The organism is Microcoleus asticus IPMA8 (assembly GCF_013179805.1).
GTDB classification, from domain to species: Bacteria; Cyanobacteriota; Cyanobacteriia; order Cyanobacteriales; family Microcoleaceae; genus Microcoleus; species Microcoleus asticus.
Genome location: NZ_SRRZ01000093.1, coordinates 1 through 23,584, shown reverse-complemented (window position 1 = coordinate 23,584; position 23,584 = coordinate 1). Strand labels below are relative to the sequence as shown.

Below are 23,584 nucleotides of genomic sequence, written 5' to 3'. Positions count from 1 at the left end.
GAAAAATTAATTGAACGCCATACAAAAAAATGGAAAAATGGTGTAAACTCCACTTTGTCAAGTTGTTATTTTTGTGCTGTTTCCTGTTGTTGTAAGTCTTGTTCTTGCATCTGCAATAACTCGGGAACTGTTACGAAAATGTACCCTTCGTTTCTCAATCGAGCAATAATATCAGGCAAAGCTTTTACAGTTCTAGATCGATTGCCGCCGCCATCGTGCATTAACACAATGCCGCCGGAATTTGCCTGCCTCATCACGTTGTCCATCAAAGATTCCGTAAGAGTGCGCCAATCAAAAGAATCAGCAGACCACATCACAACTGCATAATTTTTCTTTTGAGCGTAAGCTACCAATCCATTGTTTAAAATGCCTCCTGGCGGGCGAAACATCGATGTTTGGACGCCCGTCAACTCTTCAATTAAGGATGAAGTGCGATCGATCTCGCGAGCTGCACCGTCTTCGTTATACTTAAGGTATTCGTGGTTCCAAGTGTGGTTGCCGATCGCGTGACCTGCTGCTGCGACCTGTTTGCCAATTTCGGGAGAAGTTTTCAGGTATCTTCCTACCCAGAAGAATGTAGCCTTAATATTATTTTCCTTGAGAATATCTAGGATTTGTTTAGTTGTTTTCGGCCAGGGGCCGTCGTCAAATGTCAGGGCGATCGCCTTGTGCTGGGAGTCGAGTTTCGCGTGACGAATGGTTGTACCTTGAAACTGCGACGGTACGGCTGATTGAAAGCGCATTCCCTGCAATTGGGCTAGAGCATTTTGGGAAAATTCTACTCGATGGGCGATCGCCTCGGAGAACTTATTAATATTGGACATCGGCTGTTGTTCTTGCGACTGGGATACAGCCAAGACTTGCGCCTGAATCGGTTGCAATGGCTGATTTGCCCGCAAGTTAATCGGCCATGTCACACCCAGCAAAAAACTTCCTGTTGCTGCCATAAAAGCAACGATTAAAGTTTTTCGCCGCCTCCACAGCAGTTTCAATTTTGTCACGTCACTCTCTCCTTCACACGTTGTACAGTTAATTTGAGATTTTATGTTGATATCAAGTTAATCCACTTAAGAGGATAATCTTAAATTGGACAGTCCGTAAAAATGCTACTGGAAATAACCGATCGCGGGGCAGTCCGTCCGGATAAAAAAAATTAAGACTTGTGCGCCAGAAATCCCCTAACCCATGAATACGCGGGATGCTTGAACTTTTTTCCCAGCCAGGGGGACTGCGCTCAAATCGGGTTAATGGCACAATATTCTTAGGGACTCAGGCCGCATCGGCCCGCGCCCCTACCTGACACTGCAACTTGCTTTAACCAGATTTGATATGAGGCGATCGATCGCGCGCCCCCAGCGTCGTAAAATTAACTTTTAGGGCCGATTCTCTGTTTGTACAAGCCGACAATCCGATCGATAACTTCAGCAACAGTCAGATTGTCTGTTTGAATTTCCACAGCATCGGCCGCTTTGCGCAAAGGTGCAACCTCGCGGGTGCTGTCCTTTTCGTCCCGCAGGGCAATGTCTTGTTCCAATTGGGCCAAGGTAATATTAGCCCGATCGGTGTCTTTAAGTTCTAACAGCCGCCTGCGCGATCGCTCTTGTACCGAAGCCGTCAAAAAAATCTTCAGTTCCGCATCGGGAAACACGTTAGTGCCGATATCGCGGCCTTCTGCTATAATTCCGCCTTTTGTGCCGCAGCGCCGCTGTTCCTCTACCAGAAACTGCCGCACGGCGGGAATTGCCGCCATTTCCGAGACGCGGGATGTCACTTCCAAACTGCGAATTGCCTCAGTTACGTCTTCGCCGTTAATCTTCAACATCTTTGATGCGGGATCGAGGTTGTATTCTAAATAACTGGAACTGATTAATTCGGCGATCGCGCATTCGTCGGAAATCGGCGTGTCTGTTTTCAATGCCAGCCAAGTCAGCGCCCGATACATCGCGCCGGTATCCAGATAAAACAAGTTCAGAGCTGTTGCTGCAAGGCGAGTTACAGTAGATTTGCCAGCTCCCGCCGGGCCGTCGATCGCCACAATTGGCCGCCGATTCCTAAGAATTATATTGTCAATCAAGCGAGTAGAGCCGACTCTGGCTGCCACGGCTAAAAGTCCTGCTGTTTCCACAACCTGCAAGGGCGTCAAAGTGTCGGGATCGACGAGTTCGGCGTATTCGAGCTTGACTGCAGGCTCTCCTGCAACTGCTGCGCGCGCGGCAGCGAGTGCGGCCGGCGCGGTGCGATCCCCTGAAGCAAAAGTTTCCGAAGCTTGTTGCAGCGCGCGGTAGAGTACGGAGGCTTGCTGTTTTTGCTCTGGTGTTAAATACTGATTGCGAGAACTCATTGCCAGTCCCGACTCTTCGCGGACGATCGCACCAGCGACAATCTCTACAGGCAAGTTCAAATCAAAGACCAGCTTCCTAATCATTGCTAGCTGCTGGGCATCTTTCTGACCGAAATAAGCTTTTGTCGGCTGCACCAAACTCAAAAGTTTAGTCACAATTGCCGCGACTCCCTGAAAATGACCGGGCCTCGACTTGCCGCACAAAACCGATGTCATCGCCGGCGGCGGTACTACTTGAGTTAATGATGAAAGGTGAATCTCTATATGTTTTTGGGCGGTTTTCTCTGTTTCTGTGCGATCGACCGCTTGGTTGCCGAACATTTCGGTTGCTGAGGGAGCAAAAATGACATCAACCCCAGCTTGTTCGCACAACAGCCGATCTTGCTCGAAATTCCGAGGATAATCTTGAAAATCTTCTGTTGGCCCAAATTGCAGCGGGTTGACAAAAATGCTGACCAGGGCGATCGCATTTTCTTGCCTTGCCCGCTGGATCAAGCTCAGATGCCCTGCGTGCAAAGCTCCCATCGTCGGCACCAAACCGACTGTCACATGAGGTGCAGCAGACTTTTGTGAATTTAAGTAGCAGCGAAGTGCTGCAATGGTAGTAAAGAGGCGCACCGGTAGAATCTCCTGAAGGCATTCGGCAGAATACAGAATTTATTTGTCAGAATTTGTTCGATCTGACCTCTTGCACCGATGTTAGCAACAAGCTCGCGTACAAGAGAGCGGGACTATGGCGACGAGTGTAAGATGTGAGTTTTATTCTAGTTTCTGCCTTCTACACTTCGGATAAATTTTGTATTCTGCCTTAGAGTACCGTTCAGCGTCCAACTGTTGTTTGCTGCGGTTCGATCACTTCGATTTCCACTCTCGCAACGCCGCTGCTCATCATTCCCAGCACGCTGGCGGCGCCGGCGGACAAGTCAATGAGCCGATCGCCCACATAGGGGCCGCGGTCATTAATGCGGACGACTACGGTGCGGCCGTTGTCGAGGTTTCTCACCATGACTCTAGTTCCGAAGGGCAAGTGGCGGTGGGCTGCGGTCAAATCATTTTGATTGAAACGCTCGCCGCTGGCGCTGAGGTTGCCGTCAAATCCCGGGCCGTACCAGGAAGCCCAGCCGCTGAGGCGCACTTGAACTGGGCCCAGAGACAGCACGGGGGATTCTGGCTGGGGTTTTCCTGCGACTTCTTGCAGGGGTGGGGCGTTGCCCAGAAGGCGGCGGAGGCGATTGGTTGCTTGCAGGGCGTCTCGGCTAAAGTCGCTGGTGGTGTCTGGGAGCATGGTTTCGGCGTTGATGTTTACCAAGTCCTCACCGTTTGCCTGGATAATGTAGCGATCGCCTTTTTCCCACTTAACGGTAATGCTGTTCGGATCGATGTTGTTGCGGGCTAGCTGGTTGAGTCTTGCTGCTAAGCTCGATGCCCGCCACACGGGATCGGGTTCTTGGATGCGGTCGTTGTTGGCAATGTTTCCAACTTTGGGATTTTCTTTGGCGCCCGCTACTTGCATCTGACTGCTAGCACCGGCTTTGCTGTCGCCAGTTTCTCCCAAAAGCGTGTTTTTTTCCGGACTGGCGTTCACAAAGGTGATGACTGGAATGTTTCGCACGTAGACTGTCGCTGCTGGTCGCCCGTCCAAGTCGTGGGGCTGAATTTTGGCGATCGAGTCTCGGTCAATGTCAGCTCTTGCTTGGTACTGATACTGTCCGACTTTTTGTGCTTCGACCCGAGTCGCGTTTAACTGCGGGGACGGTTCGGTGGAAATTACTTGCTTAGAAGCCTGAGAGTTTTGCTTGCCGGCACCTGTTGCTTGTGCGTGACAAGAGGATGCCGTTCCTACCACAGGAACTAACAGGACAGCGAGTAGAGCACCAACAAATTTTTCCTTCATACGTCCATTTTTGTGAAGAGCCATTGCCAACCGAGATTGGAGGATTGGCCGTTTGGCGGCGGGCGTCAAGGATTTCTCTCTTGCCCTTCGCCATTCCCCCGTGAGTCAAAGCAAAGTATCGGGGTGCGTTTTTGCTTTAATGCTTCAGCCCAAAATAAATTTGGCTGAAATTTCCCTGACACTTGACAACTCATACTCGATTCGCAATTTGTGTTTTGTTCACGAACTGCAACAGACTACCACAAACTTTTGCGGTTGGGGATCGCTGCGATCGCGATTTTCACCAAATCTTCATTAAATTTTCTCAGAACTCTATATCATAAAATCCTTTAGTTCTAGTGCTTACAGCCGTTTCAGCCATTCCTGAAAAATTTACAAAATTTTACACAAATTTATTGTTTTTTGTGGGCTGCCAAATGGCTAGTGTTAAAAAAGCTGTTTGTCAACTGTTATGGGAATAAACTAAAAATTAGAAATCGATTTGGCGGACTTATGGATTATCGAGAAGCAGGTGTGGATGTTGAGGCGGGCAGAGCTTTTGTCTCGCGCATCGGGAGTATGGTCAAGAGCACGCACCGATCGGGTGTTTTGGGCGGATTCGGCGGGTTTAGCGGTTTTTTCAGCGTCCCGGAGGGTTTAAAAGAGCCGGTGATGGTTTCGGGTACTGACGGCGTTGGGACTAAGTTGAAATTAGCCCACAATCTCGATCGGCACGACACGGTAGGTATCGACTTGGTGGCCATGTGCGTCAACGACGTACTGACATCCGGGGCCGAACCCCTCTTTTTTCTCGATTATTTGGCGACGGGAAAGTTAAATCCCGAACAATTAGCTGCGGTGGTGGCCGGGATTGCTGACGGTTGCAAGCAAGCGGGCTGTGCTTTGCTCGGAGGGGAAACGGCAGAAATGCCCGGTTTTTACCAAGCGGGAGAGTACGATTTGGCGGGCTTTTGCGTGGGAATTGTCGAAAAGAGCAAATTGTTGGACGGTTCGCGGGTGCGGGTGGGAGATGTGGCTGTGGGGCTGGCGAGTTCGGGCGTGCACAGCAACGGTTTTAGTTTGGTGAGAAAAATTGCGGGCAATTGGGGTTTTGATTGGCATTCCCAACCCGAAAAATTAGGAGGCAAAAGTTTAGGAGAAGTGTTGTTAACTCCGACTACAATTTATGTTAAACCAGTCCTCGAAGCAATTAAGAGCGGTTTAGAAATTCACGGCATGGCTCACATTACGGGCGGCGGTTTGCCGGAAAATTTGCCCCGCTGTTTGGGAGCCAATCAATCTGTGAAAATTGACAGCAATAGCTGGTCAAAATTGCCGATTTTCCAGTGGATTGCTGAAGCGGGCCAAGTTGCTACAGCAGATATGTTCAATACTTTTAATATGGGGATTGGGTTTGTGCTGTTGGTTGCTCCCAGGGAAGTAGAACAGGCTGTTAAATGGTTTGAATCTCAGGGAATTGGTGCTTGGGCGATCGGCGAAGTAATTGAGGGTAACGGAGAATTGATAATGGGCTTCGATTAATTTTAATTGAATGAATCTAAAAAAAAATCTTTTTTTTTTAGGGTTAAAAGCTTGACTCTAAGCATTCAATAAAGTACAATTAAATAATGGAAGTGGTAGCAAAATTTAAATTTAAGGTACTACTTCCATTATCTAAAATATACCACAATAATTCCCAAAAAGTCAATAGGTAATAGTTTCTTTTTAGGGCGGATTTTTCAACAATATTTTAAGAAACTCAGTTTATTGAACAATACCTTCACCAACTTTAGTTTGTATTCGTGACTTTTAATATGGGCATTGAGTTTGTGGTGTTGGCCGATCGCCCAAAAGTAGAACAGGCTGTTAAATAAGCTGTGGGTGATGACAAAACTACTGGCAACTTGGGCTATTGGGTGCGGTTGAATTTCGATACTAGCTTTACTGGAACTGATGCTTTGAGAACGCGGTTGCAAGCAAGAAACAACGATCGGTACGATCGCCCTACCGCCACTCCCATGACTCGCACCAACTTTGACGGGGATGGCAACTCTCAAATCACCCTCGATATTAAAAAAAACAAAGATAATGCTACTTCTGTGAACGTAGAAGCTCTGTACCGCATCCAAGTCAGCGACTTTATCAGCGTTACGCTGGGAGTTTATATGATGACAAATATGGATCGCAACAAGGAAAACGGTACAACATTGGTCGGAGTTTGGCGCACAAGCTTTACTTTCTAAAATGTTAAAAATTGTGCAACTATTTTTTAAATATAAAAGAGTTGCACAATTATCTATCTTTATTCGGGGACTCATCAATACTTTTATAACCCGTGTTTTACCCTTATAAAAGGCTAATTATGCAGTTGTTTTGTCCATCAAACCCGGTTTGTGACAACCAGTGCGCCCAGGTTTATATCTTCCTTTACAAGGATGGCTTGATTCCGATTTGTGGTATGTTTTGGTGGCGAGGGGATTTTTTAGGACAATGTTCGATATGAAACGTTTAAAATTAAAATCAATGCTGGCGGCGGCGATCGCGATCGCCTTTTGTTTAATCGCGATCGCCAGTTACGCCCAAGCCAACAAGACTTTAACACTGGCGACTTCCCCAGACTACCCGCCCTATGAATTTAAAGATACGGCTGTTAGCGGCAACGAAATTATCGGTTTTGACATCGATATTGCCAAATATATTACTAAAAAATTAGGCTACGAACTGAAAGTAGTTGGCATGGATTTTAACGGCTTAATTCCCGCTTTGCAGGCGGGAAGAGCCGATTTTGTGATGGCTGGAATGACTCCCACAGCAGAAAGGAAAAAAAATGTTAATTTTTCTGACCTTTACTACGAAGCTCAAAATACAATTGTCGCCAATAAAGGCAGCAATTTGACCAAAGCTGAAGATTTAGCCGGGAAAAAAGTAGGCGTTCAACTCGGAAGCATTCAGCAGGAAGCTGTGAAAAAAATGCCCGGGGTGCAACTGGCTGCTCTCAATAGGATTCCTGACATCATTCAAGAAATTAAATCGAACCGCATCGCCGCAGGAGTGATCGAGGATACTGTCGCTACGGGTTATGCAGCAGCGAACCCGGACTTGGAATTTAACACAATCCCGAATACTGAAGAAAGCGGTTCGGCGATCGCCTTTGGCAAAGGTTCGAGATTAGTTCCCGAATTCAACCGAGTCCTCCAGCAAATGAAAGCCAGCGGTCAAATTAAGGAACTAGCTACTAAGTGGTTTTCTCGACCAATTCCACAAGAAACTGCTCAAGCAAATCAGCCTCCGGTAGCGCCCAAGTTCGGGTTAGATTTTGGCAAAATCGTGCCGAGTTTGCCTTATATTTTGTCCGGGCTTGGGGTAACGCTAACTTTTACCTTGCTGTCGGCATTTCTCGGGTTTATCTGGGGAATTGTCCTCTCCCTGTTTAAGATTTCTAGCATTAAACCGCTGTTCTGGTTTGCCACTGCTTACACCTCAATTTTTCGCGGAACACCGCTAATTTTGCAGTTGACTTTAGTTTATTTTGCAACGCCGCAGCTTACGGGCTATAATATATCGGCGCTGCAAGCTGGCGTGATTACTTTTTTCCTGAATTCTGGGGCTTACATTTCCGAAACGATCCGCGCGGGAATTCAAGCCGTAGATAAAGGTCAAAAAGAAGCCGCAGAATCCCTTGGCGTTCCCTACAAACTGATGATGGGCGATATTATCTTGCCGCAAGCGTTGAAAAATATTTTGCCTGCATTGGTGAATGAAAGTATTGCTTTGCTGAAGGATTCAGCTTTAGTTTCAGTAATTGGCGTAGAAGACTTGCTGCGCCGCGCTACAATTGTGGGAGCAGAAAAGTATATTTACTTTGAACCTTTGATATTTGTCGGCGCAATTTATTATTTGATGGTGCTTAGTTTAACTTGGGGGGCCAATGTACTCGAACGCAGACTCCAAACTAGCAGTTAAAGTCGATCGCCTGTATAAATCTTTTGGCAATCTGAAGGTTTTGCGCGAGATAACTACTGAGATTCATAAAGGAGAAGTTATTGCCATTATCGGCCCTTCGGGGTGCGGCAAGTCTACTTTTTTGCGGTGTTTGAATTTACTGGAAATTCCGACTTCGGGACACATATACATTGACGGAGTGGATATTACTTTGCCGAAGGTAGATATTCTGAAAATCCGCCAGAAAGTGGGGATGGTTTTTCAGCATTTCCACTTGTTCCCCCACATGAATGTGCTGCAAAATGTGATGTATGCCCCTGTAAAGGTGAAGCAGGTGGCTAAGGATGAGGCGCGTCTCAAGGGGTTAGAATTGCTGGAAAAAGTGGGTTTGTCAGATAAGGCCGAGGTTTATCCTTCTAAGCTTTCGGGGGGACAAAAACAGCGGGTGGCGATCGCCCGCTGTTTGGCTATGGAACCGGAAATTTTGTTGATGGACGAACCGACTTCTGCACTCGATCCAGAAATGGTTAAAGAAGTGTTAGATGTGATGAAAGCTTTGACTAAAACTGGAATTACAATGGCAATTGTAACTCACGAGATGGGTTTTGCGCGGGAAGTCGCCCACCGGATTTTGTTTTTGGATGGCGGAAAGGTGGCGGAAGATGTGCCACCGCAGGAGTTTTTTAGTAACCCGAAGTGCGATCGCGCCAAGCAATTTCTGGAAAAAATGCTTTAATTCATATAATTAGAGTTTTTAACCGCAGAGGACACAGAGAGAGTTAGAGGAGAAAGAGAAAGTTGCGTTAGGGTGGGTCAGTTTGAGATGCTCGATCGCCACGGAAAGTATAATAATGTTGATCCGAGGATTAACTTGGTAATTCTGTTAGAAAAAAGAGAGAATTCTTTGAATCACCTGGGTATTAAAATCTTTCGGAAAGCGGTGTCTTTCCTGAGCGTGATCGAGAAAGAAAGTCTTGGGATAATAAGCAAGATCGGCTTCCATTTCGCTAATCTTTTCTAATAAGGGTTCGATGCGATCGATTTTGTCGGGATGGCGATGTTGGATGAGAGTCGCAGCATTCCTAAAATGCCGCCCCTCATCCTGCGTGACCAAATGTCCTACGCGAGCAAAGCCCCTCCCATAGTGTTGGTAGAATTCCTTAATATCCCGGTGATAAGACCACACGGAACCCATTTCGTCAAACATTAAACCAACTAGAATGGTGAATTCGTTCTCAATCAGAAACGAGATCGGTTCGAGTTCATGCACCCGACTCTCGTTTTTTTGGTCGATCGCCTCTGGGGACAAACCTGATACCATGTGATAGACCTTACGTAGAGCAACGTAGTGCCGTAATTCGTCTTGCAGCCAAAGTTCGATCGCACTCATGAATTCTAACGAGAACTCCGAACTGCGAGATAGCAGATGCTCGTAGAGTGGCTGACTGTCTCCCTCAGAGAACACATCTCGGCTCAGGAGATCCATAAATCCAGCTTGAATTGTAGGCGCGACTTCGGGAATTTTAAACTCATCGGCAATAAATTCATCTACACTCCACTCACTGCTAAGAATCGGAATTCCCCGGACATCATGAGTTTGTAATTTCATAGTTTTTCTGATTATAATTTAAGTATTCACCAGACGATCGCTCACGATATGCGGAACGATTAAGCAATGTCGTCCGGTGATCGGATTGGTATCTCCGCGCAATACGATGCCGGATGGAGTATCGCCGACAATCCAGGAACCTACGACGAAGTGGTAGCCAAAATATTCGGGCAAGGGTTGATAGGACTGAATAATGAATCCTTCGCGATCGTAGCCCATCGCCTCGCGGGTATGAACGGCTCCGGCAACAAAATCGCCTGTTTCAATAGAAACCCCAACACCTTCTAGACCGACGAGGGGCTTTTTGACGTGCATTTGGGTCAGTAATGCTGTGGATTCGAGCGAGATAGTATCTGTGAAGAAAGTGGGTAGCAAGAATTGAGCGTACACTGGGTGGTTGCCAAATAATTCCCACATCCACACCATCGATCCTTTATTGCTTAAAATCTGTTTCCACAGCGGTTCAATGATTTTCACGTCCCCTGCTATCAGGCGCGATGCTAGGGCTTCATCGGCGTTAAAAGATTCGCTTGCGATTTGCAAATCCAGCCAATCGACAATTTTCCACAGCCGCAATATCCGATTATTGAATTGATCGACAAAAAATCCTTCTTCATCCACGCCCAGATGGTTGCGCAATCCTACAAGTTGGGTGAAAAAGCGATCGTTTCCCAATTCTTGATTAATAATTTCGACCAGTTGTCCTGCCATCTCGGTATCTTCTGACAGATGCTCGTCAATTAACAAGCTCAGGCCGAACTGCTTTAAATCATAATAACGACTTAGAGTGCGGAATCGACCCGCAACTTCGTCCCAAAAGTTGTTGAACTGATTGGCATCGTTGGGAAGCGATCGCAAATCTCGGCTTGGTTTTTTCATGTCATCTAACCACAGCCATTGATAGACTGTTTCTGCACCCAAGAGAGGAGTTTCGCCGTTGATTTCTAAAAGGCTAATTTTTCCATCTTCAGTGACGGCAAGATCGAAACGGGTATAAAGAGACATATCTTCTGCTTCGTCAACCCGATCCCACGAAACCTGAATTGCTTCCCAGAAAGCAGGGGGAATAGCGAGTTTTTTCATCCGATTTTCTAGGCCATCAGCGGTGAAAAACCAGTCCAAAAACTCCCGACACATATCCCAAAGAGCCTCAGTAGCATCCCAGATGCTCGCCTCTTCCTGGCGCGAAAACATCACCCCAAAGGGACGGTCTAAGGCTTCTGCCCAGTAGCGTTGGTTGATGTCTGCAAGAGGCTGACATTGGTAGGCGTTATCTAATACGTGCTGCTGCCAGTTGCGTCGTCGCTGAAACAAAAAGGGATACATGGTTGAAGCGCCTTGCTAGTGGTGTGGAACTCAATGAGCTACAAAAACAGAGAAAAGAACTAGAGAAAAAATAGTTGTGGGATGAATCGCCACTCAAAAATGCTTGCATCATATCAATTCCGGCTGCGACGGAATGATATCAAATCCGCGCTTCTAAGTCAGGCGTAAAGTCGAATCCCGATGCCAACAAATAATTCGCGCAATTTTCATTTTTTTGACCCCTCCTTCTACAGTCAACAGTCAACAGTCAACAGTCAACAATGATAAGGAGTGCAACCGGAATCGATGTCACTTCCCTCCGCTTCCCAAAGGAGCCGTGGAGCGGACAGAAGTACCAAAGCTCCCTCGTCCCTTGATGGTTCCCCGAGCTGCGTGGCCTGGGGGGCGATTTGGGGTGTCGCGACTGGAGGAAAAGTAGGGAGAATCTAGCGGTATGCCCTGTAGGGGACGAGTAATCTGGGTTCTATCTGGAGTTACAATTCCGATGTTGGAGCGGTAAACGGGTTGCACTGGATAAACCCTGTAGGAGCCGCTGGAGCCGCCATTGACCACTGTTGGAGGGGCATCATCATCGACATCATCGGTGAAATAGAAGCCGCCGAACTCTGGTCGCCATCCGGGGGTAGCAACGCTGGAATTCGATACCTGCGAGCAAATGCTTGCTGTGTCTTCTTGGCATTCTGGCTGCGTGCGATACACGGGCGTAATGCGTTCGTATTCCTGCATTGCGTACCGGAACTGGGCCTGACACTGCTCTTTGGTGAACCCGTTGCTTTGGTTCGTCGCATCTACAATACATTGCTGTTCGGATGCGTAGTAGCGTACTTCTTTGGGCTGGCGCAACATGGTATAAGCAAGATAGCCTAATCCACTGATCCCCAGTACACCTGATGTAATTAGAAGGTAACGAATTGTTGTCGTTCGATTGTTGTGATGAGTCATGGCTAACCGAAGGTTAGAGTCATTATTTCAAAGAACCTGGAATGTGATGAATTTGCTGCCAATGAGATGATTGGATTTACACGGTCAGCCCAAGTTCAAGTAATTTACCTAAGTCTGTGAGTTGGCACTCACGACTTTGATTATAGCTTTTACTACATTGCCCGATTCAGGGATTACTCGAACGCAGCAAATTATATTACTCAAATATTTTATTTCAAATTCGCCTTTTTTTACTGCGCTGATTTCGCTGGCGATCGAGCTTTGCCAAAGCAGCACCGGAAACATCCGCCAGAATGCTAATTATCCGATACAAAGCCACGGCACCCAGAATTATACCCGTAGAAAAGCGATCGGACAACAGGGCGATCGCCGTTGCTTCAAATACTCCCATTCCCCCCGGTGCTCCGGGTACGACTAAACCGACAACAAACGCAAAACAAAAAGCACCGAACAAGTTGGGAATATTGCTAAAGTTCACCGGAGTTAAAGCCGTTACAGTTAGCAAAAAACCGCAGCCCCGCAATCCGATAAAACACATTTGTCCGATTAACGGCACTAAAGGATAGCGTTTTATTGGCAAATTAATTTTGCGGCGGGACTTGACATTCGATGTTTTTTTAGCTATATTTGAAGTAGACTCTGTAGGAAAATTTAGTTCCTCCCCCGCAGCCTCCCCAGTCTTTGAATTTTCCCCATTATTCTTTGATAACTTCAACCGCTCTACAAACAGAACGATCGGATTTAAAATTCGGGGATGAATCGCCGTCAAAATAGCAGCACAACCGACAATCCGCAAAAACCAATTGAATTTGTCAAAACAAATCAACCCAATCAGCACGCCAGCAGAAGCCATCAGCAGCGGTTCCAGCAATACGCTGAGAGTAGCAGCTTTCGGAAAAATACCTGCCTTTTTCGCGTCCAATATTCGACCCCAAAAATGCCAAATATTCCCCGGTAAATACTTGGCAATATTAGTTTTGAGAAAAACTTGAATTGCCCACGCGGCAGTTACAGGTTGGCGGAATTCCCGCAAAATCAACATCCACACCCAGCCGACAAAAATTAGAGAAAATAAAGTGATGCCAAGAGCCATCGCCAGCAACGGAAAACTTTCGGCTCGAATTTGGATATTCGCGACTTCTCGCCAGTGAGTTAAAAAAGCTTTGGCAATAAATAAAAACGTCCCGCCCAAAATCACATAGCGCAAATAAGGCTTTAAATGCGATTTCGCGAGATTTAAAAAATTCTGAATTCGATGCAAGTGTTGTTTTCCCATTTTCCGATCCCGATTTTGGATTTGGGATGACTGCTTTCTTAACCACTATTTCATATTTCAATACTCCAGACTGTTTTTTTTGAACGTTGGAAGCATTGATATTTCGTTCCCGCTTGAACCCTGGAACCCGCATTTTCTCGTTTACCAGCACCTCATATCGAAATTTTGTCCCGACTATTGATATTTAAACTTTAAAATTTAGAGAACTCGTATTTAAGGAGTATATTTTTATGGTCGGCCCGACTTCTGATGGTCTTTCGTATCTTTTAGACGATAGCCCCAATAGTTTAACTTTAACACCAGGCTTTTTGACTCCTTATCCTAACGGACTTTTTGCCCTCGAAGGCAACGATTTTATTGTGGGTGCGTCGGATGCCGATCGCATCAGCGGTGATAATGGTAACGATCGCATTCTCGGCGGTGGCAATTCCGATACCCTGTTCGGGGGTGCGGACAACGATTTGCTAAACGGCGGTGTCAACAGCGACATTCTGTTTGGCGATGGCGGCAGCGATACCTTGCAGGGAGGTAAGGGAGAGGACGGCCTCAACGGCGGTGGCGGCAGCGACGTTTTAGTGGGCGATGGGGGCAAAGATACGCTGACAGGGGGTTTGGGCCCAGATACCTTTGTCCTCCGCAGCAACTCCGCAGTCTCCGATCCGGCGGCAGCAGACATTATTACTGACTTTAACAGTTTTGTGGATTCGATCGGACTGACTGACAATCTTACCGAAGCTGACTTGATTCTCGAAGAAATCTCGATCGCCCCGGGTATTTCCAATACATTAATTAAAATTCGCCAATCCAATGCTATTTTAGGCTTGGTAGCCAACGCATCTCCACAAGACCTTGCCAATACATTCATCTCTGCAACTACCGTATTGGGCAACCAACTGGATCAAGCTCGCGATTTAGGCGTTTTGGCCGGCACTCAAACGATCGCAGACTCGGTTAGCAACGCCCGGCCAGACGGCCTTTACCGCTTTACTTTGCCTGCAACTAGCGACTTTAAATTAACTGTCAGCGGTTTGACGGCGGATGTTGACGTTGCTGTGATTAAAGATATCAACGGCGACAATTCTATTGACTTTACCGATATTATTGCTGCTTCTCAAGAACCGGATTTATCGCCGGAGTCGATCGACCTCAACGCTTTGGCAGCAGGCACTTACTTTGTCCGAGTTTATCAATACCAAGGCAGTACAAACTTTAACCTAAATCTGTCTGCAACTCCTGCAACTGTTTCTCCTAACAATCCGAGCAACTTGCAGGGTTTTGACTCTCGTTTTGGGTTCGGTTTGGTGAATGCAGCGGCGGCAGTTGCTAAAGCTCAAGGAACTGCAACTTTTCCTGATGTTCCCGACTTGGGCGGCGACGAGTGGGGCAGAGATTTAATTAAAGCTCCAGAAGTTTGGGCCCAGGGTTTTACTGGAGACGGAATTGTGGTGGCAGTTATTGACAGCGGAGTTGACTACAATCACCCGGATTTGACGGGGAATATTTGGAGCAATGCGGGAGAAAGCGGTGTTGACGTGACCGGTCGCAATAAAGCTAGCAACGGGGTTGATGATGACAACAATGGCTTTGTTGACGATTTCCGAGGATGGGATTTTGTCAACAGCGATAATGACCCGATGGATGATAACAGTCACGGCACTCATATATCGGGTTTAGTTGCTGCGAAAAAAGATGGGGTTGGGATTACTGGAACGGCTCCAACTGCGAAGATTATGCCTGTGAAAATACTCGATCAGGAGGGGGTGGGGAAAATTAGGGATGAAATTAATGCGATTAATTATGCGGTGGCAAATGGAGCCAAGATAATTAATGTGAGTTTGGGCGGTCTCCAGTTGAATGAAGAAGAATTGGATGCTATTCGAGTCGCTGAAGCTCAAGGGGCGATCGTGATTTCGGCGGCGGGAAATGATGCTCGCCCGGAGGTGGATTATCCGGCTAGGTTTGCCAATGAGGTAGGAATTGCTGTCGGTGGTGTTAGCCGGAACGGCTTGTTTGCAGATTATTCTAACCGGGCGGGTGCGCAGGCAATTAATTATTTTGTTGCTCCGGGCGGCGACGGTGGCAGGGCTGATTCTGGTGACGTTTATTCAACTGTGCCGCTTTCTGAACCGGGGATTCCCTATCAATATTTTGCGGGTACTTCAATGGCTGTGCCGCAGGTAGCTGGGGTGATAGCTTTGATGTTGCAAGCTAATCCGAATCTGACTCCTGCTGAAATTAAGAGGATTCTTGCGGAAACTGCCAATCGAGCTGTTTGAATTTGATTTTGTGCGATCGATCTACAATTCTCAATCTTATACCAATTATTAACAGTAGGGACACGCAATGCCGTGTCCTACTCCCCGCGTCGGACACGGCATTGCCGTGTCCCTACTTTTGGGAATTGGTATTAAAAATTGGCGGCGTAACTTAAGTCAAATTGGCGGCACAGGGTGATGCAGCAGTAGTTTGGTCGATCGAATACTAAGTCGTAATTCATCTCGCCGTCTATTTTGGTGATGGGCTGCTTTAAGGGGATGCCCTGAATGTCGTATTGGCGGCGTTCTAAGGCACTCCAGTCGATAATTTTGATGTCGATTTGGTTTTGCAACTCAGTTGCAATCAGATATAGTTGCATCTTGTCTTCAACTTTCCCTGTCAGCGGGATTTTTATTAACACTGACTGAGTGACGATGGGTTTTTGGTCGTTGGGATGTTTCTGGGTGTGGCAGCTTTTGAGTTCTATATCATAAGGTTCGACCTTGAATTTCTCTCCGCTGGCGATCGCAGATGAATGCAAATCTTTCAGGCACTTTTCTAGGTGAGGAATTAGCCCTAAGTCTGGATCGCACAGCAGTTTGCGAATATTAGAGGTTTCAGTGACTGTCATTGTAGATTTTTTATGTTATTTTTTGCTTCTTAACTTCTAGCTTAACGCGAAAACAACCCTATTGAACTCTACTTGCGACATACTTCCAACAACCCCTTTTCTGGGCAGTATGTCTCGGTGAATAAGACATTTTTTACATTAATTTTTTAGGTTATTTTTTGGTAATTTTCCAGAGTTTGAGGTCAACATTAGCGTCAGCCGGCTCTATTTGATAGTTTTGTTGCTGAATTGCCGATCGCAAAGTTGAGGACGGTCTGTATAAAAACAACTCGCTGAAACCATCGGGAATTTTAGAGGGTTGCGGTTTTTTAAGTGCCAATTTTCGATTTTTGTAGCAAGAAGTGTAACAGCGGGGTTCTATTAGCAGTTTGACTTTTGGTTTAAGGTGATAACTTAAAGGCATCATATATGCGATCGGGGCATCGCTGATAATTAGGGGATTGCTGGCTTGATTTACAGTCTCAGCTACTTGTAATTCGGCTCGAAGCCAGCCGCTGCCTTTATTCCACCAAGTCTCTCTTTGAGAACTAACTCCACCGGATATAAGACCTGCGGCAAACAGTGCAACTATGACTATTCTCCACAGTTTTTGCTGTTTGAAGTTATCCAAATTGTTACTAATTTTCGCAGACAGTAGGTAAGCCACTGCTAGCTGAATTCCCACATAACAAGGAACTAAATATCGCGGATTTGCCGATCGCCTCCCACCTTTCATTATATCAGGTACTGCTAAAAACAAAGCTGTTGTTGCAATTAATAACAATACTATCAACCACACTCGCTTTGGTGTATGTCGGCACAGAAAATAAAGGGCATAGCCGACTAAAGCTAAAATCATTATGCCAACGGGAATTAGCAAGGCTAGTTGTGTGGCGTTGGCAGTTCCATCAATGCCAATATCAAAAAATGCTATGGTGACGGAACCAATCCACCTGCTGACTAATCTTAAGAAATTGGTCTGTTCTGCCCATGCTGTTGTGCTTCTAATTTGATTGAAGTTTTCTACAGTATTTATCAGGGAAGGCATGAAGCCGATTAAGGCGATTAAAGCTGCTACATAATAGGCAATGAATGTTTTAACATCGCGCCAGTTGGCAATGACTGCGACGTAGATTGCGTGGGCGGCGGCGACGCAGACAAATAACAAGTGGGTGTACAATCCCAGTGTTGCTGTGCCTGCATAAAGCGCCCAGGAAAGAACGAGGGCGACAGGATTTTGATTTTCGTCAGAGCGCATTGCTCGCAGCAAGGCTGCACTGGATAAAATAGTAGTTACTGTCCACAAACTGTACTGTCTTGCTTCTTGGGCAAACAAGATGTGGTAGGGAGAAATTGCGAAAATTGCGATCGCCATCCACGCCACTGTTGAAGATTCAAATAACTCCCAAGCCAGCCAATAAATTGCGGGAAAGACTAACAAGCTAAGGACGGCGGCCAAACTTCTCATTGCTGCAACGGAACTGCCGAACCACTGCGCCCAATATCGCGCTAGTACGTAATACAGCGGCGGGTGTTGGGGGTCTTCTGTTGCTAAAGAATTCAGGGTATCGCTTAAAGTTTTTTCGGAATTTATCTGCTGATATTTTTGTAAATCCGCAGGCGAGGTTATTTTCTGGTAGGAAATTTGTTTGATTATTTCGGCTTCGGTGTAGCCAGAAACTCTCAAAGAAGTATATGTTTCGTCGAGCCAGTAAAATTTGCGATCGAGATTGGCGAAGCGAAATAAAATACCGATGACTAATACGGCTATAATTAAAAATCGCAGCCACTTGTCAAGTGAAGGGTTTTGAAAATTTAGCCGATCGCGATCTTTGGTAGATTCCATTTTATAACTAGCTCATATCGCAGAAATTTTTTCTGTTACCCCACAGTAAGGTGCGCAATGCGCACCCTACCAACTTAACAGCCAAAGTGAGGACTTCAGTCCTCACTGCCAACAAAGGAATGATTAATCATCCACTCCTTCAATCGGTGCAAAACCCTGCCGCTGAATATTTTCAGTTATGGTGCGGGGTTCGAGAAATTGCAGCAAATAATCCGGACCGCCAGCTTTAGAACCAACTCCCGAAAGTTTGAATCCTCCGAAGGGTTGCCGCGATACCACAGCGCCAGTAATTCCGCGATTGATGTACAGATTTCCGACTTCAAAATCGGATGCGGCTCGATCGATATGCGAAGGCGTGCGAGAATACAATCCGCCGGTTAAAGCAAAATTCGTACCGTTAGCAATAACAATCGCTTCGCTGAAATTCTTTGCCCGAATCACCGACAAAACCGGGCCGAAAATTTCTTCTTGGGCGATAGTTGCTGTGGGCGATACTTCCGTAACAATGACTGGGCCGACAAAATAACCGGTTTCCGGTGCCGGCATTTCTAAAGCTATTTTAGCTTCGGCGCGGCCTGTTTCGATGTATTCGCGGATGCGCGAATGGGCATTTGCATCGATCACAGGGCCGACTTGAGTGCCGGGATTTTCTGCTGCGCCGACATTGAGCGATCGCGTCGCTTCTACCAATCTTGCCACAAAATTATCGTACACCGATTCGACCACAATTACTCGCGAACAAGCGGAACATTTTTGGCCGCTGTAGCCAAATGCCGAATAAACTACGCCTGCAACTGCTTGGTCTAAATCCGCACTTTCATCGACAATAATTGCATTCTTACCGCCCATTTCCGCAATTACTCGTTTCAGGTGTTTTTGTCCAGGCTGCAAAATCGCAGCATCGGCATAAATCTGACAGCCAACTTCCTGAGAACCGGTGAAAGTAATCATGTGAACGTCAGGGTGTTTCACCATGTAAGCGCCGACGGTTGAACCTTTGCAAGGCACGTATTGAAATACGCCTTTGGGAATGCCAGCTTCTAGCAAAATTTCTGTGATTTTTGCTGCAATTACTGAGGAAACTTCCGCAGGTTTGAGCAAAGTACAATTCCCTGCCACCAGCGATGCAACTGTCATTCCCACAGGAATTGCGAGGGGAAAATTCCAAGGGGAAATGATTAAAGAAATGCCGCGCGGCTGATAGCTGTAGCGGTTGGTTTCTCCGGCTACGTCGTAATTTTTTCCTTGTTCCAACCGTTCCATTTCGTCGGCGTAGTAGCGGCAAAAATCAATTGCTTCGGAAACTTCGGCATCGCATTCTCTGACGGGTTTGCCAACTTCAAACACCATCCAAGCTGACAGTTCGTGCCGCCGCTGTTCCATCAATTCTGCTGCTTTGCGGAGGACGCCGGCGCGCTGTCGAACGGGGGTTTTTCGCCAACTGGTGGAGGCTGATTTTGCTGCTTCAAGGGCTTGTTTTGCCTGTTCTTCGGAAAGCAATCCGATTTTGCCGACTACTTCTGTAGGATTGGAAGGGTTGAGAGAGTTAACTGTTGCTTCAGTATTTTGGTACTCGCCATCGATTAGCGGTAAATAGGTTTTACCTAAGTTGGCGCGCACTGATTTGATGGCTGTTTCTGCTTGTTGCCGCAATTTGGTATTGGCGTAGTCGGTATCGGCAACGTTGGGAAATACTTTGCTGTAAACTAGCTGGTCATTTCCGTTAGCAACTGGTGCGGCTAACAATTGTTCGATCGGCATTTCTTCGGAACTTTGCCGGATGAAAGAACTGTTGGCGGTATTTTCCAGCAAGCGGCGGATCAAATAAGCCATTCCCGGCAGCAAATCGCCGTAGGGGCAGTAGACTCGAACGCGATAACCCCGATCGACCAAAAGCTTAGCCAATTTGTCGCCCATGCCATACAGGACTTGCATTTCAAAGCGGCGGCGCGGTATATTGAGAGTTTCGGCAATGGCGATCGCCCTCGCTTGCGATCGTACATTATGACTGCCAATAGCTGCATACAAATATTCGTGATTTTCGAGCAGCAACTGCGTCATCTGCTCGAAATTGGCATCGGTAGCAACTTTGTCATTGTAGACCGGCTGCGGCCAATCTTTCTGCATCGCTTTGATAGTTTCCTGATCCCAGTAAGCGCCTTTTACCAGCCGCACTGTTACCGGATTTCCGCGTTTTTTTGCCCAGGAAATCAGGTTTCGCAAATCTTGGGCACTATCGCGCAAATATGCTTGCAGTGTAATTCCAATATCCGTGCGACTGCGAAACTCTTCTTCCAACAATAAGTCTTTGAGAATTGTCAGAGTTAAACTTTTGTAGGCATACTGTTCCATATCGAAATGAACAGCAGCTCCCAACTCCTTCGCGCGGCGCAGTAACAGGCGAATTCTCTCGCTTACTTTCTCCTCGCTACCTTTAGCATCCAACGGGTCAAACTGAGAATAAAAAGCTGTTAACTTTACCGATACTTGCACTCGCGGCAGAGTTTCGCCGTCAGCTTTATCAATTGTATCTACCTGCGACCAATTCTTCGCTGCATTCGCGAGTTCCTCCATCAATTCCAAATAGCGGTTAAGATAAATTTGCGCCTCCGCTTCAGTAATGACAGCTTCCCCCAAAAGGTCAACTGTAAAACCCATTTTATCTTTGCGAAGTCGCTCTAAGGTTTTAATTACCTGCTTGATATTTTCCCCAGAAATATACTTGTGCGCCAAAGTTTCCACAGCAGGCGCAACCGTCGTCGCCGCCAATTGACCCGGAACCGAATCAGGGCTAGCAAAGTTGAGCAATTTTTTCAATGCTTCGGGCAATTCTACCTCTTGGGCGGTCAGGTATTCTTGCAAGTGGCGGGCAATTTCCGGCCTGCTGCGGAGGGCCGGCAAACAGTCAATAAATCGAAACAACTGCACCCGGAGTCCGGGGCTGGCCATCGCCCAATCCATCAGTTTGTCGTCCCAGCGCATTTGGTCTTGGAGTTGACCGAAAAAAGAGCGCTTTTTCTCTTGAGTTACCCGCAGTATTTCTTTGGCAATTTCCTGGGTTTTTGCTTCGTAGATGTTTTCAGATACTTGTGCGATCATTGGTAATAAGTAATTTGTAATTTGTAATTAGCTACAGGGGGACTTTATGTATTTTGTAACTACCCCCTGATACAATTATAGTTGCTATTTGACTTCAATTTTAACTTGGTAGTTTGCTTGGCGATCGCCTGAAATTTCAATAGTATAATCGCCGCTACTGGCTAGTTGACCTTGCCACTGACCTGTGCTGTCAGCAGTACCTACATTTTCACCGTTAGGAGCAATAATTGCTGCGCTAACTTGACCTTCTTGAACATTTATTGTCATGCTTTGGCCGCTATTGCACTCCAGTAAGTAGCGCTTTGATATGTTGGCTCGCAAACTACTGCTCAGAATAGTCCCCGTAGCACCGGCTTGAAAGTTAACTCGCTCAGTTACAGGGGTTTCAACCGCAGCGGGAGAAGGAGAAGGAGAAGGAGAAGACGACGGCGAGGGGGAAGCAAGTTGCGGAACGCCAGACACAGAGGGTATTTGAGTGGGACTGGGCGACGGAGGGATTGTGGCGGGCAGTCCTCTTCCAGGGGCAGGGGGAAGTCCGGGCCGGCGGTTGGCGGGCGCTGTTGCGACAGGCGGAGGGCTTTCGGGGAGGGGTACGTCAGCGGGTAGTTTGATTTGAAGGTTCGCTCTTTCCTGATACATTCTCCACGCTAGCAAACTGCCGAGACTAAGGACGGAACCAACTAACATTCCGCTGAGAAAAACTGCTAATATTTGCCACGAGCGAGCTGGTTTGGGATCGGGGTTGGCAGTTGGAATTGTTGAAGCCGGATAACTTGCAATTTGAGTTGTTTCCGGCGCGCTATCGGCGGCAATTGGAATTGTTTCGGCTTCGTCGATTGGCGTTGAAATATCTTCGGGCGCGACAATTTCTGCGGGAGTTTCTGCTGGTGCGGAAGTTGAATCTGTCCTGTCAATTGCACTGCGATCGAACTCATCGCTGGCAGTGGAAATTGTTTCCGGTTGCTGAGTCAAAATTTGTTTTTTTTCCTGTTCGTCGCTCATGGGGCTAAATTTATTTTACAAAGACCGCTGTTAGACATTTTACGTTACTGGTGCGATCGCCTGCACTGTACCAATACGGCAAGGCTCTTGACAAAATGCCGTCCGTGTCGATCGAGAAATCTGTATGCTGGGGCGATCGCAATTTACCAGCTTTTTAAATCTCTGTTATTTATTGAGATGGACGATTGACTCGAACCAGCATTCCTCTCAATGTTTCCACATTAGAAATAGCCTCCGAAATTCGTGTAGCCATCCTCTGTCTGTCCTGCTGATCGTCTTTGCAGACAATGATACCAGCATGATTAGGTTGTGAAGCGTGCAGTCGAATAAAATCGATTCGATTGAGTGTTAAAACTGCCCGTTCCTTTGTGACAGCAAAAGCCAGGACATCTTCATCAGGAATGCCCAGATTTGCATTACTCGCTTCTTGTACAGTAAGCACATCGTGACCTAGAGCGCGAAGTAATTCAACTACTACCCGAGGGAATTGTTCATCTGCATACAAACCTGCCATGATATTAGTCTATATCGTTCAACTTAATTACTGCTTCAATCTCGTCAGGAAATGCTTCAGCATAAGCCCAGGCATTTTTCAAGTCGCTAGCACTAAGATGCGGATAATCTTCTAAAAGTTGAGCATCAGTTGCACCTAATCGACGAGACTCTACCAATCCCCAAACAGAAATTCTAGTCCCTGCAATCCTGGCATTACCGCCGACTATACCGGGAGTTTTTTCAATTCCCTGCCAGGTGTTGGCTAAACTTTGAGCTAATATCTGTATTGCTTGAGCTTTCTCGGGCGGAGTCAGGGAAAGCAGTTGCGGTTCTAATTCTTTTAGTGTCATAGTTAATCAGGGGTTTGACTGCTGGGAATGTCGTATGTATATTATAGCGAACGAGCTTTTTACTGGTAAAAATAAACCACCCGACAAGAAAATGGTACTTTTGTGGAACAGGCATCTTGCCTGTTCATAAAAATGGTACTTTTGTGGAACAGGCATCTTGCCTGTTCATAAAAATGGTGCAAGATATTATTTGTGGCGCTCCTCTCTCATTAAAGCGGTACTATCTAGTATCATCCCCATATTCGCCGGACGAGACTCGCGACGACGGCTGATTTCTGCCAATAGTTCTGTTACAGACTTTTTACCTTTTCCTGAGAGGGGTTTTGTCTCTGTTGACAACTCGGCTTCTAAAATGGCGATCGCAAACGCGCTAATCGAGCGGTTTTGAGCTGCGGCTAACTCTTGCAGTCTCGCGTACAATTCCTCTGGTATATTTTCTATTTGCAGGGTAGCCATCTGTTAAACTCCTAGCATAATAATTTTCCTAAATATTAGCATAGGAAGGCGGGTTTACGAGATAGTTACTTTGGCGTTGCTGAATCAAGGTATGAATGCCCCAGGAATGGGAATATCGTGAAATTTCAAGTAATGTATTAATAACTTAATAGAATGCTTGA

Annotated in this window: 19 protein-coding genes; 5 read left to right on the top strand and 14 right to left on the bottom strand. The window is 46.6% G+C overall.

The window, feature by feature from the left end:
- Positions 1–65 precede the first annotated feature (65 nt).
- The 3 genes from E5S67_RS22185 to E5S67_RS22175 form a co-directional block, all read right to left on the bottom strand.
- Positions 66–1,001: a polysaccharide deacetylase family protein gene (locus E5S67_RS22185; protein WP_172190542.1), complete on the bottom strand. Its 936-nt coding sequence runs from the start codon at positions 999–1,001 to the stop codon at positions 66–68.
- 365 nt (positions 1,002–1,366) lie between these two features.
- Complete coding sequence (locus tag E5S67_RS22180) at positions 1,367–2,959, bottom strand: bifunctional pantoate--beta-alanine ligase/(d)CMP kinase (protein WP_172190541.1); 1,593 nt, start codon at positions 2,957–2,959, stop codon at positions 1,367–1,369.
- A gap of 202 nt (positions 2,960–3,161) precedes the next feature.
- A complete protein-coding gene (locus tag E5S67_RS22175; protein ID WP_246276919.1) occupies positions 3,162–4,259 on the bottom strand; it encodes a septal ring lytic transglycosylase RlpA family protein in 1,098 nt (365 codons plus the stop codon).
- Between the two features lie 468 nt (positions 4,260–4,727).
- Between E5S67_RS22175 and purM the strand changes: the two genes are divergently transcribed.
- The 4 genes from purM to E5S67_RS22155 all read left to right on the top strand — a co-directional run bounded on the left by purM (position 4,728) and on the right by E5S67_RS22155 (position 8,892).
- Positions 4,728–5,756, top strand: coding sequence for a phosphoribosylformylglycinamidine cyclo-ligase (purM, locus tag E5S67_RS22170; RefSeq protein ID WP_172190539.1), 1,029 nt, complete (start codon positions 4,728–4,730; stop codon positions 5,754–5,756).
- Positions 5,757–6,091: 335 nt separating this feature from the next.
- Positions 6,092–6,457 (top strand): carbohydrate porin, encoded by a 366-nt coding sequence (locus E5S67_RS34545; RefSeq protein WP_172190538.1) that lies wholly within the window; start codon positions 6,092–6,094, stop codon positions 6,455–6,457.
- Positions 6,458–6,713: 256 nt separating this feature from the next.
- Positions 6,714–8,177: an ABC transporter substrate-binding protein/permease gene (locus E5S67_RS22160; protein WP_172190537.1), complete on the top strand. Its 1,464-nt coding sequence runs from the start codon at positions 6,714–6,716 to the stop codon at positions 8,175–8,177.
- A complete protein-coding gene (locus E5S67_RS22155; RefSeq protein WP_172190536.1) occupies positions 8,143–8,892 on the top strand; it encodes an amino acid ABC transporter ATP-binding protein in 750 nt (249 codons plus the stop codon). Before E5S67_RS22160 ends, E5S67_RS22155 begins: the two co-directional genes overlap by 35 nt.
- Positions 8,893–9,039: 147 nt before the next feature.
- On the opposite strand, the gene E5S67_RS22150 is transcribed toward E5S67_RS22155, so the two are convergent.
- From E5S67_RS22150 to E5S67_RS22135, 4 genes are all read right to left on the bottom strand, one after another.
- A complete protein-coding gene (locus tag E5S67_RS22150) occupies positions 9,040–9,765 on the bottom strand; it encodes a hypothetical protein (RefSeq protein WP_172190535.1) in 726 nt (241 codons plus the stop codon).
- 18 nt (positions 9,766–9,783) lie between these two features.
- Positions 9,784–11,091, bottom strand: a complete 1,308-nt coding sequence (locus tag E5S67_RS22145; protein WP_172190534.1) for a glutathionylspermidine synthase family protein — start codon at positions 11,089–11,091, stop codon at positions 9,784–9,786.
- 288 nt (positions 11,092–11,379) lie between these two features.
- Positions 11,380–11,937, bottom strand: coding sequence for a DUF1190 domain-containing protein (locus E5S67_RS22140; RefSeq protein WP_246276918.1), 558 nt, complete (start codon positions 11,935–11,937; stop codon positions 11,380–11,382).
- Between the two features lie 310 nt (positions 11,938–12,247).
- Positions 12,248–13,309, bottom strand: a complete 1,062-nt coding sequence (locus tag E5S67_RS22135; protein ID WP_172190532.1) for a lysylphosphatidylglycerol synthase domain-containing protein — start codon at positions 13,307–13,309, stop codon at positions 12,248–12,250.
- Between the two features lie 230 nt (positions 13,310–13,539).
- Here E5S67_RS22135 and E5S67_RS34105 point away from each other — a divergent pair, with 230 nt between their 5' ends.
- Positions 13,540–15,585 (top strand): S8 family serine peptidase, encoded by a 2,046-nt coding sequence (locus tag E5S67_RS34105; protein WP_172190531.1) that lies wholly within the window; start codon positions 13,540–13,542, stop codon positions 15,583–15,585.
- 131 nt (positions 15,586–15,716) lie between these two features.
- Here the strand turns inward: E5S67_RS34105 and E5S67_RS22125 are convergent, their stop codons facing one another.
- The 7 genes from E5S67_RS22125 to E5S67_RS22095 form a co-directional block, all read right to left on the bottom strand.
- Positions 15,717–16,196 carry a hypothetical protein gene (locus E5S67_RS22125; protein ID WP_172190530.1) on the bottom strand — a complete coding sequence of 160 codons (480 nt, stop codon included), beginning with the start codon at positions 16,194–16,196 and terminating at the stop codon, positions 15,717–15,719.
- Positions 16,197–16,347: 151 nt separating this feature from the next.
- The gene (locus E5S67_RS22120; protein WP_172190529.1) at positions 16,348–18,021 is read right to left on the bottom strand and encodes a glycosyltransferase family 39 protein; all 1,674 of its coding nucleotides are present in this window, start codon (positions 18,019–18,021) and stop codon (positions 16,348–16,350) included.
- Between the two features lie 123 nt (positions 18,022–18,144).
- Positions 18,145–21,120, bottom strand: coding sequence for an L-glutamate gamma-semialdehyde dehydrogenase (pruA, locus tag E5S67_RS22115; RefSeq protein ID WP_172190528.1), 2,976 nt, complete (start codon positions 21,118–21,120; stop codon positions 18,145–18,147).
- Positions 21,121–21,204: 84 nt separating this feature from the next.
- Entirely contained in the window at positions 21,205–22,122 is a 918-nt protein-coding gene (locus tag E5S67_RS22110) for a hypothetical protein (RefSeq protein ID WP_172190527.1), read from the bottom strand.
- Positions 22,123–22,291: 169 nt separating this feature from the next.
- On the bottom strand, positions 22,292–22,636 hold the full coding sequence (locus E5S67_RS22105) for a DUF5615 family PIN-like protein (protein WP_172190526.1): 345 nt from the start codon (positions 22,634–22,636) through the stop codon (positions 22,292–22,294).
- A gap of 4 nt (positions 22,637–22,640) precedes the next feature.
- Positions 22,641–22,967 (bottom strand): DUF433 domain-containing protein, encoded by a 327-nt coding sequence (locus E5S67_RS22100; protein WP_172190525.1) that lies wholly within the window; start codon positions 22,965–22,967, stop codon positions 22,641–22,643.
- Positions 22,968–23,153: 186 nt separating this feature from the next.
- A complete protein-coding gene (locus E5S67_RS22095) occupies positions 23,154–23,423 on the bottom strand; it encodes a FitA-like ribbon-helix-helix domain-containing protein (protein ID WP_172190524.1) in 270 nt (89 codons plus the stop codon).
- Positions 23,424–23,584: the final 161 nt, after the last annotated feature.